Genomic DNA, 12457 nt, shown 5'->3' with positions numbered 1-12457 from the left:
CTCGGGTTTCTCCCCTAAAATGATGAAGTTGCCACTGAGTGGACCGCCCCTGGCCGAACGACCCGAGGAACCAATGAGCCCCGCAAACGAACCCCGACAGTCTAAGGCAGAGCGCACTGCCGCGGCGCGCGAGAAAGCCCGTGAGATCCGCGAGGCGCAGCTGAAAAAGGACAAGCGCAACAAGCTGCTGATCGGCTGGGGCATTGTTGCCGCCGTCGTCGCCATCATCGTGATTGTGGCGCTGGTTGTCACGTCCAACATCAAGAACAACGCCCCGGTCGCCGACGAGGGGCCCACCCCGGCCAACGGCAACATCCACGGCGGCGTCACCCTGCTGGCGAACAACCACGTTGCCAGGACCGATCCGGCCACGGTGAAGCTGTCCGACCTCCCCGCCGCGCCGGCCACGCCGCCGTCGCCGGTTACGGCCCCGGGCGCCGAGGCTGAGGCCGGCAAGCCGGTCAAGGTGGTCCTCTATGTCGACTTCATCTGCCCCGTCTGCAAGAACTTCGAGACGCAGTACAACGAGACCCTCACCAAGCTGCGCAATGACGGCAAGATCACGGTGGAATACCGCCCGCTCGGCTTCCTCGACAGCCGCTCCACCACCAACTACTCCTCCCGCGCGGCCGCCGCTGCAGCCTGCGTGGTGAACGAGTCCCCGGAGAAGTACTCGGACTTCTTCGACCAGCTGTACGCGAAGCAGCCGGCCGAAGGCAGCGCCGGGCTCTCCGATGCCGAGCTGAAGAAGATGGCCACCGACGTCGGAGCCAAGAGCATCGACCAGTGCGTGGATGACAAGACGTTCCGTCCGTGGATTAAGCACACCACCCAGGAGGCCGCGGTGATCGGCGTGACCGGAACCCCGACCGTCTTCGTCGAAGGCAAGCAGTGGGGCGTCGGCGACAGCGCCCAGACGCCGTTCGACCAGTACCTCCAGGCCGCGGTCGACGCCAAGAAGTAACCGGACATCACGCGGCCGCAGTTGAAGCGGCTGTTGGGGGCAGCTATTAATGGCCCGCAGCCGAAGGCCCGGCCCCGGATTTTCTCGGGGGCCGGGCCTTCCTGGTGGCCGTCGCGTTGGCCGTTGCTTCGCGGCGGGGGCGTTGCGCGTTTTTCTCACCGGGCGTCGGTGGGCTACCCTTGTCTAGCGTCCTGATATCTGCCCCCTTTTGCATCTGATGTGGGTAGGCCGGGCCGCAGGAATGCCTCCTTAGCTCAGTTGGCCAGAGCACCGCTCTTGTAAAGCGGGGGTCGTCGGTTCGAATCCGACAGGGGGCCCCACGAACCCCTCCTTCCGGTGATTTTGTCCGGGATGGAGGGGTTTTTGTGTGTGTGCCAACAGGGCACGACACGCTTCATTCATAGACCGCAAAGCGGCGACTCGGACGGCGCGCAGTTCTTGCCGCTTCAACTCGAACTCGTCGGGCGTCAACAGGCCCTTGTCTCTAAGCCGGGCCAAGTCCTCGATCTGGGATGCGACGGTCGGCTTCGCCGTCTTGGTCCGGCTAGCCTGACTGCAGCGAATGATCGCCATGGTAATGGCACTGCCAAGGAGAGGCGCGGATGCGCCTCAACTCTTACGCCACCTACCCGCCAAGGCGCGAAATGGTCATCATGGGCTGTTCCAGTGAAGCGTGCCTGAGCCAGGCCGGACGTCTGACCGTGGCCGATTGTTTGCGCATCGGGCCATTGCCCCACGGAGTCTGCCTGCCTCCGCCGTGCCGCTGCGTCTGCCAGCCAATCCCCGCCTCCCTTCTCTGGACTTTTGGCGCTTAGAGGCCGAGGCCTTTCTCGGCGGTGACCCAGTTGGCGGCGATCGCCTTCTGCGCCGCGGCGAGCGTGACTTTGTGCGCGCACACGGCCTTGTTCAGCCGGGTCTCGATCGCGTCTTTGGGGTTGGTGGTCCCCGGGGCACCGGCACGGTTCGGTTCCGGCCAGAGGTTGGAGACAGAGTTGGTGCCGCCAAGCTGGAGGGAGATCAGGTGGTCGTATTCGGTGGAGGGCGCCGTGGTCTGGCCGTACTGCTGGAGGCTGAGCTTCTTGGCCTGGGTCGTGCCCGCCCGGACCGTGGTCGTGTAGCCGGACGTGCAGATGGTGGAGGCAAGGTTGTCCTGGGTGACGGCCGGATCAATCGCACCGGGGGTGCAGGCCGGATCGGGCAGGTAGAGTCCGGCGTTGGCGTCCACGGTGCGGGCCTTGCACTGGCCGGCGGCGAGCGTCTCGTCCACGGCGACCTTGTCGGGGGAGTGCACCGACTTCACCGCAGGCGCGGGACCGGCGGACGCTGACGGGGCTGCGGAGGCTGATGCTTTCGGCGCTGCGGCGTGGGAGTTTCGTGAACTGGTGTAGAGGTAGCCGACGACCACCAGGGCGGTGACGAGGAGAGTGGCGAGCAGGGCAATGCGGCGGCGGGAGAAGGTCATGGTCCTCATGTGTTCGGCGGGTCGGAAGAGCGTGCCCGGTCGGACAGCAGAAAGGGGGAGCCGAAACTCCCCCTGTTTGTTCTACCCCGCGGTTCGTGCCCGGGGCCGCTGCGCCGCGCCGGTCAGGCGGCCGTGTCCAGTTCGGCGAGCAGGTCGCTGTATGCCCGGACATGGAAGACGGTGCACCACGGTCGTTCCAGCGGGTCGTTACCGGCCGGCCGGCACGGCAGGCCAGCATCGTCGCCTACCTCGTCGAGAACGGCGTCACCGCGTCCTGCCTTGGACTGTTGCTGACGAAAGAGCAGTTCGAGGCTGACTTCACCGAGTTCGAAGAGACCTACTTCGAGTAGGCGTGCAGTTTCTGCCCGGCCGCAACGGCGTCGTCACTCATGGCAGCCTCGAAGCGGCACAGGCCGCCCTCGATGCCGTACCGGCGCTCAAGGCCTCTGGGGATTACCGGATCGTCCGGAGCCTGACCCATGAAGAAGATGGCTGGGAACTTCTTCCTGCCTGATAGCGCAGCACGCCTTCACCGTGGAGCAAGTTGCCTACCAGGTCGGCCTGTCGAACCGCTGGCCCTCCGGCCTGGGGCCTTGCGCCAGGAAGACGAGGATCAGGATGGGCCCGACTAAAGGAACCAGCACCAGGAGGTACATCCAGCCGCTCATGTTCGCATCGTGGAGCCGCCGGACGGATACTGCCAGGGACGGGACGATGATGGCCAGGGAAATGATGACGGACAGGATGAGTCCGATGATGTACCCGGGGCCAGGGACGGTGGTGCCGTCGGGTCGCAGGGTCGCGCCGGCGGATCCGCCGACAAGCGTGAAGATGTTCAGGATGAGTGAGAGGACTCCGGAGACCAGTGCCACCCACCAGTATTCGCTCCGGCTGGCCCGGCCGGAGAACGTTGCGTACTTCTTGAAGAATCTCGCCACGGCCTCCGGCAGGGAAGCGCCGTACAACGGTGCCCAGGGCGGCACCGGCCCGGATACCGAGCCCGGGTAGACAGGCGCGGCGTACGGGTTGGACGCCCACCCCTGGGTATGCCGCGGCTGCTCGCTCGGCCACGACTGCTGGCCTGGGCCCTGCGGAGGTTGAAGACCTGACATCGTGCTCCTTCAATGGTGTGGATAAGGCTAGATCAGCGGACGCCGCTTTCGACCGGGTTCTGCGCTGCCATCGTATCGGCGAAACATCCTCGGGCCGCGGTATCGGGCGCAGTGTTTTCGCAGGTCAGGACACGGAAAACGAGGACCGATGGCCTGCAGGTGGACGAGGCCACTGCCAACGGCCGCCGTCCCGGTGAAGGGGGCCCCCGCATCAGGGCTTCTGTCCGGCCAAGATTTTCCGGGCGGCGGTGCCCCGGTAGCCGCTGCAGTCCCGGGTGTAGGTGCCGCCATAGTTCTTGTCGGCGCCCATCGCGTACGCCATGCAGTCGGCGAGTTGCTCCTTGCCCGCCGGCCGGCTGCCGTAGATGGCGTTCATCCGTGCGGTTAGCTGAAAGAGGCGATGTGGGCGCATTCGTGCAGGGCCACGCACTGCAGTGACTTCCCGGTCCCTTAGGTCTGGGCCATTTCGATCCGGTAGGACGGCCACCACGCGAAGCTGGTATAGCCCCCGATGTGGGAGATGACGGTGGGAGACGTGGGGTTTGAGGAGACCGGTGCCGGCGCGTTCAAGCGCCTGCCGGGAGGCTCCTACGGGGTGGGGCGGGAGAGGCCGAGCCGGGGGTAGAGGACTTCGAATCCCTTGTTCAGGCCCCCGTTCAGCGCCCCGATGACGTGTCCCCCGTTGGGGACCTCGTAGTAGGTGACGGTCATTCCCGCGGCCGCGGCCGCTGCCGAGACGTGACGGGCCGCGTCCAGGTAGACGGGGTCGTCGGTTGAGGCCGTGAAGATGGCACGGGTATCGGGGTACTTCTGTTGTTTCATGATGTTGACCGGTTTCTGGGCGTCGTAGGCTGCCTGGTTGCCGCCGAAGACATCCTGGAGGTTGCCCTCGGGGTCCTCGGCCCCCGGGTATTCTTCCCCGGATATGTCCAAGACGTTGCCCCAGATCGAGGGGTACTTGGCGGCGAAGGAAATGGCGCACTGGCCACCGTTTGAATAGCCCGCAATGGTCCAGTATTTCGGGTTGTCAATGATGTTCAGGTGGCTTCGTGCCCAGTCGACCACGTCGCGGTTGATGAAGGTTTCCGGGCGTCCGTGAAGGGGCGAGTCGAGGCACAGGTTGTCGACCATGGGGTCGCCGAGTTGGTCGGCGACGATGACGATCGGTGCCAGTCCGTCGTGGTGTGCTGCGTAGTCGTCCAGGACTGCGGCTGCGTACTGCGGGTCCGGGTCGCCGGGTTGACCCATCATCAGGACCACCAGTGGCAGGGACGGTGGATTGGGGACCCGTGCCGCCGGGGGCAGGTACAGGCCAGCCGGGCGTGAGGGAAACGCGGATATTTGGGGCGGGATGACCACCTGGGCGGTTGAACCCTCGGAGGGCATTCCGGCCGGCGCCTTCCACGTATCCCACAGGGGCTTCTGGGGTGCGGCGGCGTGGGGCGGGACCGGTCCCAAGTCAATCCTTGGGGCCAGGGAGACCCCCAGGAAGGAGGCCAGCGTCACGTTCAGTCCGTAGTAGGCGTTGATTCCCAGGGTCGCCGTGGCAGCAAAGCAGAGAGCCGCCACGGATGCGAGCACCTTCCGCCAGATGCCGGATCCCCGGAAGTTCGCCCCGCAGACGCCGAGGCCGGCGAAGAACACTATGACCCAGATCCGAACGGACCAGTCGAGGGGACTGCCGAATGCCTGCACGATCTTCTCCGCCACCACTAAGGTGACGGCCCCGACCACGGCGCCGGCAGCACCCCAGAGTGCCGTCATGGCGACCGGCTTAGGCCCGCGTCGCACCAGAAGGGCCGCGCATAAGGCCGCGCTGAGCACGTATGCCGCGACGATCAAGGGACCGTCAACGATGTTGAGAGCCAGAATGAATTTTTTCATGTCCCCTGTCGACCATATTCTGCGGCCAGCGTCCCGCCGGAACGGCATCGTCCGGCGTGCCGGGGCCATTACGCCCCTGAACCCATCCCGGACTGCCCGTCCGGTCACGCCGCTGATCATAGCGGCTGAGGATTGCTGCCGGCTGGGAGGACGGATTCCCAGCGTCCATGATGACTGCCGTGCTATAACGTTCCGGGGGTCGCCGCTGCCGGGGCCCGCCGTGGATCTGTCCAGACCGGGACTGCCAGCACGGGCCATGCCATACAGGAGGAGGCGGGGTGGAACAGCTTTTCAACCTCAATGTCATCGACACGTCACTGCTCTACACCGTCTATGCCCTTTCCGCTCTGGCAGCGCTCTACCTGCTCGTGCGCCCGGTGCTGTTGCCGCGGCAGCTGCGCCGCGGGACCACGGGGCCAGGACGCCGTTCGTGGATCATCACCGCCACCGCGGGTGTTGCCGGGGGCGCCCTGTCAGGCGCCGTTACCCTGTTCGTCTGCGAAGTCGTGCTGAACGTCTTCGGACTGCCACTGGATGCCGGGCACCCGCACCTGGGTCATCGTTGCGTTCGCCGGCGTCGGTCTCGCCGTCGTGAACCTGTGGCGGTCGCGCTGGTGGCGCAAAGTGGCCGCCATCGCCGCCAGCCTGGTGTTCGTTGTGACGGCGGCGCTGGGGATCAACGCCGGCTACGGGCTGAACCCGACGTTGGGGGCCATGCTGGGCGTGGACCATACCAGCCATCTGGTCTTGCCGAAACTCAACCCTGTGCCGCAGGCACAAAGTGGGACAGCGCTGTGGCAGAGCTGGAAACCCCCGGCGGGGATCCCGTCAGCCGGAGTGAGCGGCTCGGTCACGATACCCGCGAACGCGTCCGGTTTCCACGCCCGCGACGCCTTCTTATATCTGCCGCCCGCGGCCCTGGTGGACAATCCGCCGGCCCTGCCGATCATCGTCATGATGATGGGCCAGCCGGGCGGCCCGGAACAGAGCAAAACCGCCGTGCAGCAGCTGGACGCGCTGGCGCAGCAAAACAACGGTCTGGCACCGATCATGCTCACGATCGACCAGTTGGGCAATCCTTACCGAAATCCGGTTTGCGTTGATTCCGCCAAAGGCAACGTCTACACCTACGTCACTACCGACGTCGTCAATTACATCCACAAGAACCTCAACGTGGCCAGCGGCCGGACCCAGTGGGCTGTGGCCGGGTACTCCAACGGCGGGGAATGCGCCCTCTCATTCGCGGCCAAGCGGCCGGAGATCTTCGGCTCGCTGCTGGACATCTCGGGAGAGCTGAACCCCGTGGACCGCAACGCCGACAACACGGTGAAGACCATCTTCGGCGGCGACAAAGCCGCATTCACTGCGGAGAAACCCGCCACGATCCTCAAAGCACACAAATACAACGACGAACTCGCCATTTTCACCAACGGCGCCCTGGACTCCAGGTACGGGCCGGAGGGCGCCAAGGCCGAGGCGGACGCTAAGGCCGCCGGCATGACTACCAGCCGGTTCGTCGGCGACGGGATAGGTCACCTCGGGGACGCCGTTAACTTCGGCCTCAGATCCGGGCTCCCGCTGCTAAACCAAAGGTTCGGCCTCGTCCGGCCCTGAACTGAACAGTCGCTTCGCAGCCACCGCGCCGAAGACCTCGGCGTTCAAGACGCGGCACACACCCGACCGCACTCGCCGACGATGCCGCGCCGCGCGTCGCATCGCCCCGGCATCGTCCCGGCGGTCCGCGGGACGTCACCCGGGGGTGACGGCACCGGGCCGTTCATCCTTGGGCTCGTCGACGTGGTTGGCGGCGGGGACCGGCGCTGGATGGCGGAGCGCTGCGGACCGCTCTCGGGTGGGCCGGTGAACCATTCGCAGGGCCAGTGCAAGGCTTTCTCCGAAATTGATGGTGGGGAGATAGGCCCGGGTGACGGCGTTTCCGATGGCGGGCAGTGATGCCGCATCGGGATAGAGCATGTAAAGGGGTTCGTAACGGGGCTGGAATTTTGCCTTAAAGGCCAGCAGGGACCTGAACCCGTACACGGGTTCCAACGTTGCGCCCAGCCGGTCCAGCAGCCGGTCCAGGCCGCCGACTGTCTGCGGATCCGACGGGGCGGCCAGGTCCGGTGACGTCACATTCGCCCGGGCCAGGGGCGCCCCGGACAGGCTCATGAAGCCACATCCTTCGTCTTTGAAGCTGAGTGCCGCGGAGGCGATGAGGAATTCGATGCCGGCACGGAACCCGGTGCTGCGTCGACGCATGTAATCCAGGGTCCAGCCCTCGATGGTCCCGTTGCGGTAGACGGGCAGCCAGGAGAGGACGGCGTGGACCCTGTGATGCCCGTCGATGGCAAGCAGCAGGCGGACATCAGGGTCGTTGAGTTCGTCCAGGCTGCCGAGGGTAAACCCCATTTCGGGCATTTTCCTGTCCGCCACCCATTCTTCGGAGAGCTCCTGGATCTGGGCAAGGACCGGGAACGGTGCGGTGGCGTATGTCATCCACTCCGCGCGAATGCCGGCCTTCGCGGCGTTGTTCATGGCCGTGCGGATGTCTTGGAATTTCTTTCCCTTGAAGGACATCGAGTCCAGCGGCAGGACCGTCTCCTGAGCCACCTGAACGGACCGCCAGCCCCGTGACGCGGCATGGTCCCGCAGGTCCTGGGGGACGGAGTAGAAACACGGAGTCCACCCTTCTCTGGTGCAGAAGCTGGTGAAGTCCGCGAAGGCGTCCTCGCGGTCCGGCCCGGGACCGACCGGCACACCCATGGTGAGGGCGATCCCGCCGATGACGCGGTAGGCGACGAAGCTCTCTCCCGTGGCGGAGAACCAGTAACTGTTGCCCTGCCAGGTCGTCATCCAGGACAACGAGCTGCCTTCCCGCGTTTTCAGTATGTCCCGGGCGCGCGCAGCGCCGGCGTTGTGCTGGATCGGGACCGGACGCAAGAAGGTGTTCAGCACCAGAACGGCGGTCGCGGCCCAGAAGATGACGCCGATGCCCTCGTACAGCAGAACCGCTGCGGTGCTTTGGGGGAAAAACGCCGGCGACACGTCCACCATGTATCCGAGCGGCAGGAATCTGTCCGGAATATCCGCCAACAGTTCGGCCGGCCCGGGAACGGGTGCGAAGCCACCGGCAAGAGCCAGTCCCGCGAGCAGGTAGAACGCACCAAGGGACACTCCCAGGGCAAGAACCCGTGACAAGAGCCGGGTGTATGTCCCAGACGGAGCCGCCACCAAGAAGAGCCTGCGCGTTATCAGCAACAGAAGGCTCAGCGCGATTGGCAACAGCAACGGAACCATCAGGCTGAACGGGTGTGCGTACCCCGATGCTGCGATGGCGCCGATCCCCTCCATGGCCGAAGTGTCCGGTGCTGCTCGCAGGAGAACCCCGGCAATAGTGATGCCGGCCAGCAGCGAGAGCGCGAGCTGGATCAGTACGGCGCCGGTCCAAGCGAAGCGGCGCCCGCGGCTGAGGCCGTCCGCAAGCAGCAACAGCAGAAACGATGGAAGGATTCCCATGAAGATGCCACCGGCCCCGGCGCGCAGCTGCAGGTGGGCCGCGGCACAGTCCTTGGCCTGGCCGGGGTCGGAGCACAGGTTCTGGAGGTTCTGCGGATCCACCGGTTGGATGTTGGTAAACAGGAATCGCAGGACCGCCAGGGGGCCGGCGGCATGCGGGACAAGACCGGCCACGACCGGGCCGACGGCCGAAACCGCCAGCAGGAGCGCGATCAAGACCCGGCCTTCATGCCTGGAGCTCACCGGGCGCCCGAACGTGGGAAGCCTGCCCAGCAGGATCGGGCCCAGAAGAGCTCCGGTCGCCGCGGCGCCGAGCCTGACAAGGTGGGCGAACCCGCCGCTGTAGAGGGCCAGGAGTATCAGCAACGCGAAGACGACCAGGCGGACCCGGCGCCGCCACAGGGTTGGCATCATGGCGGTCCCGGCCATCAGGGCTCCCACGATCAGTGCGCTGGGCCCCAGTAACAGATGCCCGCTCATTTCCAGGGTCAAGCTCCTCAGCGTTTGCTGTGTCACGGCCAGGAAGCCCAGGGCTGCGCCGATGCCCAGAACGTGTGAAGCCAGACCTGCGGCGGCGAACTTCAGGCTTCCCATCCGAGGTTCAAGCGGAATGCCGACGGCGAGGACCAACGCCGTGCCCAGCAGGTACCCGCCGAGGCTTTGTGCCCAGAGCGCACAGGTCAGCACAGCCCACCAGTTCCCCGGCAGGGAGTGCGCTGTCGCCGCCAAGTGGGTCCGCAGGGACGGGCTCGGGCCAGAGATCAGGCAGGAGGACAATGCTCCCGCAGCCCAGAACGCGAGGACAAAGCCCACCGTCACCGGAGCGGCGCGTAGCTTCTTCAAGGGCCCGGCAACGGAAAATGGCGTGCTTGCGTGATCAGGCGTCAGCACAGTCACGAGGATTCCTTTCAGGGCGGCCGGCATCAAGGGTGAGACCCCGGACCTGCCGGCCGGATGCACGTTCTACCGGCTCGCCGCTGTTCACGAGTGCCGGTGTCGAGAGCGTGCATCCTATTCAAAGTGGAGGGCTGGAACGCACGCAAGAAAGGCCGCTCCATCACCGGCGTCAAGTATGGCTGCTATTGAGGACGCGTCCGCTGACGTCGCCCAGGTAGCGCACCCCGGGTTATCAGGTTCAGCAGCGGCGCCCCTCGAAGGTCGACAACGAGCAGGAACCGGAACCAGATGCCAATGCGATGTGCGACGATGCCTGTTCGTAGGCGCCGGTTTCGACCAAATACATACCTTCATTCTCCGATGCGTGGCTGGGAAAACCATGAGCATCACTGGATAATCGACGGGCGCAGTTGACCTCCAACCGTGACACAAGAAACCTGGCCAAGACGCTCCAAGTCGGTCATCGACCGACACGGCTCGTGTGTCCCTGCCGCCCACTGCGTCCCAAGGCAATCCCGATTCGGACACCGTTGTTTTCGACGCCTGATCCTAGCGACTTGGATGGCGTTCGCTTTTTGAGGGCGTGATGAATCCTGCCCGTCCCTGACCTGCAACAACATGGCGGCGCATGGCAGTCATGGCGCTACTATCATCAAGGGGCCCGGGGGACTGGCCCGAAGACCCTGGGGGGAACAATTGAAAAACAAGACCATCCGTTTCGGCGGCGCCGGGGCCCTTACCGCCCTGTTGCTGGCCGGCCCCACCGTTCCGGCGCAGGCAGCCTTCGTGCCGTCCTGCGGCCCGATCGTTGATTCGATCAAGCTCTGCACGGCGCCGGACGGGAGCCAGGAGCCGGTGATGGTCAACCGCCCGGTTGCCGGCCCGCGGCCGATTATCGGGGGCGCCCTGCTGGTCGGCAACACCCTCACCGTTTACGACGGCGTCTGGGATCCCTCCAACGCGACGCTCACGCACCAGTGGCTGCGCAACGACGTACCGATCCTGGGCGCCACCGGTACAACGTACCGGCTGACCAGGTCGGACCTCGGAAAGGGCATCCGGGTCAAGACCACGGGCCGTGCTCCGGAGTACAAGGCAACCACCGTCCAGTCGGCCAAGACGCCGTCGATCACGGACGCCGCCGGCGCCGTTCCGACTGTCCGGGCGGGGTATGTTGGTTTCGAATCCCTGGGCGCAGAAGATGGTGAATACCGGCCCGTCGTCGTTGCCCAACTGGGGGACTGGGGCCCGAGTGGCGTCCAGTTCCAGTATCAGTGGCTCCGTGACGGCTCGCCCATACCTGGTGCCACCGCCCCAAGATTTGATAGGACAACATGGGGCCCGACGGGGCTGCTCAGCCTCCGGGTCACCGGCTACGCCGCCGGCCTCGATCCGGTCTCCGTGACCTCCGCAGCTAGCCGCGGAACCTTTACCCCGGAGACGCCCGGCGCTGTGGTCACCGGCGGCACCGAGGCGGGGGACGTCCTCACCGCTGTCGACCTTCCCTGGTTTGACCACACAGACCGGAACACCAGCGATTGGAATGAGCACCGCTTCCAGTGGATGCGCGACGGCATACGAATTCCCGACGCCAACGAACTGACCTATACGATCACCGCCGAGGACCAAGGCCACACGCTGGAGATGGTGACCACGTCTGGCGGGCCCGAGGCCAGCTCCAACGCAGTGACCGTCCCGCCGGCCGGGGGCGCGGTCATCCCGGCACCCCCGGAGCCCCCGAAGGTTGAGCTGAAGCCGCTGACGAACGTCACCAAGCCTGTCCTGACCGGTGACGCCGTGATTGGCACGGCGATGACCGCGACGGCCGGCACGTGGTCCGAACCTGCCGAAAATCTGACCGTCATCTACTACTGGCAGTCCCCGGACGGGAAGGTATCGGCCACAGGCCCGACGTTTACCCCCAACATGACCCAGCTTGGGACGACGGTCACGCTCATAGCGACCGCCACCGCTCCCGGATACACCACCGCCTGGGCAAAGGTCACCGCGCCCAAGCCCGTGACCGCGCCGGACCCGACCCAGGCCAAAGCCCCGGCCATCCAGGGCAACGCGACGGTGAGAGAGAAGCTCACCGTCTCCACCGGCACCTGGTCCGGTTACACCTTAGGGCTGACCGAGACCCGCCAGTGGCTGCGTGACGGCACCCCGATCGCCGGGGCGACCGGCCGGGACTATACCCTGGTGGGCGGCGACTTCGGCAACAAAATCTCTGTCAAGGTCACGTCCACGATGGGCGGCAGGATCCTGAAGACCCAGACGACCGATGCTACGGCGAAGGTGGCTGCTGCGGCGTTGCGTTCGGCCACGCCGACGATCGCCGGAACCGTCAAGACCGGAACAGTGGTGACCGCGAAGCCCGGCACCTGGACCTGGGGCACTGCCTTCAAGTACCGCTGGCTGCGCAACGGCGTCCCGATCTACGCTGCAACGGAGTCGACCTACAAGGTCCGGACGGCCGACAGGGATAAAAGGATCGCCGTCCGTGTCACAGGCTCACGGCTCGGCTATACGACCGTCACCCAGACCAGCGGAGCGTACTTCGCCCGCTGATCGCAGTCCTCGCCTGGTACGAGGCAAAGGGTCCTGGCGTCGCCCCGGGCA

General features: G+C 65.7%; 10 protein-coding genes, 1 tRNA gene and 1 pseudogene. 6 read left to right on the top strand and 6 right to left on the bottom strand.

The window, feature by feature from the left end; genetic code table 11:
• The first annotated feature begins 73 nt into the window (after positions 1-73).
• Both ABD243_RS00900 and ABD243_RS00895 read left to right on the top strand, forming a co-directional pair.
• Positions 74-964, top strand: coding sequence for a DsbA family protein (locus ABD243_RS00900; protein ID WP_344361003.1), 891 nt, complete (start codon positions 74-76; stop codon positions 962-964).
• 243 nt (positions 965-1207) lie between these two features.
• Positions 1208-1284: transfer RNA gene (locus ABD243_RS00895), tRNA-Thr, on the top strand.
• A gap of 124 nt (positions 1285-1408) precedes the next feature.
• On the opposite strand, the pseudogene ABD243_RS20920 reads toward ABD243_RS00895, so the two are convergent.
• Both ABD243_RS20920 and ABD243_RS00890 read right to left on the bottom strand, forming a co-directional pair.
• Positions 1409-1537: pseudogene (locus tag ABD243_RS20920) on the bottom strand (SHOCT domain-containing protein); the annotation flags it as partial.
• Positions 1538-1775: 238 nt separating this feature from the next.
• Positions 1776-2426 carry a hypothetical protein gene (locus ABD243_RS00890; protein WP_344361001.1) on the bottom strand — a complete coding sequence of 217 codons (651 nt, stop codon included), beginning with the start codon at positions 2424-2426 and terminating at the stop codon, positions 1776-1778.
• A 170-nt stretch (positions 2427-2596) separates the two neighbouring features.
• Here ABD243_RS00890 and ABD243_RS00885 point away from each other — a divergent pair, with 170 nt between their 5' ends.
• Both ABD243_RS00885 and ABD243_RS00880 read left to right on the top strand, forming a co-directional pair.
• Positions 2597-2776, top strand: coding sequence for a hypothetical protein (locus ABD243_RS00885; protein ID WP_344360999.1), 180 nt, complete (start codon positions 2597-2599; stop codon positions 2774-2776).
• A gap of 2 nt (positions 2777-2778) precedes the next feature.
• On the top strand, positions 2779-2940 hold the full coding sequence (locus ABD243_RS00880; protein ID WP_344360997.1) for a hypothetical protein: 162 nt from the start codon (positions 2779-2781) through the stop codon (positions 2938-2940).
• A 34-nt stretch (positions 2941-2974) separates the two neighbouring features.
• Here the strand turns inward: ABD243_RS00880 and ABD243_RS00875 are convergent, their stop codons facing one another.
• The 3 genes from ABD243_RS00875 to ABD243_RS00865 all read right to left on the bottom strand — a co-directional run bounded on the left by ABD243_RS00875 (position 2975) and on the right by ABD243_RS00865 (position 5422).
• Positions 2975-3538 (bottom strand): DUF805 domain-containing protein, encoded by a 564-nt coding sequence (locus ABD243_RS00875; protein ID WP_344360994.1) that lies wholly within the window; start codon positions 3536-3538, stop codon positions 2975-2977.
• A 211-nt stretch (positions 3539-3749) separates the two neighbouring features.
• Complete coding sequence (locus ABD243_RS00870; protein WP_344360991.1) at positions 3750-3914, bottom strand: hypothetical protein; 165 nt, start codon at positions 3912-3914, stop codon at positions 3750-3752.
• 212 nt (positions 3915-4126) lie between these two features.
• Positions 4127-5422, bottom strand: coding sequence for an alpha/beta hydrolase (locus ABD243_RS00865; protein WP_344360988.1), 1296 nt, complete (start codon positions 5420-5422; stop codon positions 4127-4129).
• Between the two features lie 534 nt (positions 5423-5956).
• Here ABD243_RS00865 and ABD243_RS00860 point away from each other — a divergent pair.
• Positions 5957-7036 carry an alpha/beta hydrolase gene (locus ABD243_RS00860; RefSeq protein WP_344360985.1) on the top strand — a complete coding sequence of 360 codons (1080 nt, stop codon included), beginning with the start codon at positions 5957-5959 and terminating at the stop codon, positions 7034-7036.
• Positions 7037-7171: 135 nt separating this feature from the next.
• On the opposite strand, the gene ABD243_RS00855 is transcribed toward ABD243_RS00860, so the two are convergent.
• Positions 7172-9781: a phosphatidylglycerol lysyltransferase domain-containing protein gene (locus tag ABD243_RS00855; protein WP_344360982.1), complete on the bottom strand. Its 2610-nt coding sequence runs from the start codon at positions 9779-9781 to the stop codon at positions 7172-7174.
• 750 nt (positions 9782-10531) lie between these two features.
• Here ABD243_RS00855 and ABD243_RS00850 point away from each other — a divergent pair.
• Entirely contained in the window at positions 10532-12406 is a 1875-nt protein-coding gene (locus ABD243_RS00850) for a hypothetical protein (protein WP_344360979.1), read from the top strand.
• Positions 12407-12457: the final 51 nt, after the last annotated feature.

Source organism: Arthrobacter humicola (genome assembly GCF_039531445.1).
GTDB classification, from domain to species: Bacteria; Actinomycetota; Actinomycetes; order Actinomycetales; family Micrococcaceae; genus Arthrobacter; species Arthrobacter humicola.
The sequence above is the reverse complement of the archived record's forward strand: the minus strand, read 5'-3'. Positions and strand labels throughout refer to the sequence as shown.

Coding starts and splice junctions, on each gene's coding strand:
- ABD243_RS00860 (WP_344360985.1), top strand. CDS start 5,957: ATGCCGGGCACCCGCACCTGGGTCATCGTTGCGTTCGCCGGCGTCGGT.
- ABD243_RS00865 (WP_344360988.1), bottom strand. CDS start 5,422: ATGAAAAAATTCATTCTGGCTCTCAACATCGTTGACGGTCCCTTGATC.
- ABD243_RS00875 (WP_344360994.1), bottom strand. CDS start 3,538: ATGTCAGGTCTTCAACCTCCGCAGGGCCCAGGCCAGCAGTCGTGGCCG.
- ABD243_RS00900 (WP_344361003.1), top strand. CDS start 74: ATGAGCCCCGCAAACGAACCCCGACAGTCTAAGGCAGAGCGCACTGCC.
- ABD243_RS00885 (WP_344360999.1), top strand. CDS start 2,597: ATGGAAGACGGTGCACCACGGTCGTTCCAGCGGGTCGTTACCGGCCGG.
- ABD243_RS00870 (WP_344360991.1), bottom strand. CDS start 3,914: ATGAACGCCATCTACGGCAGCCGGCCGGCGGGCAAGGAGCAACTCGCC.
- ABD243_RS00890 (WP_344361001.1), bottom strand. CDS start 2,426: ATGACCTTCTCCCGCCGCCGCATTGCCCTGCTCGCCACTCTCCTCGTC.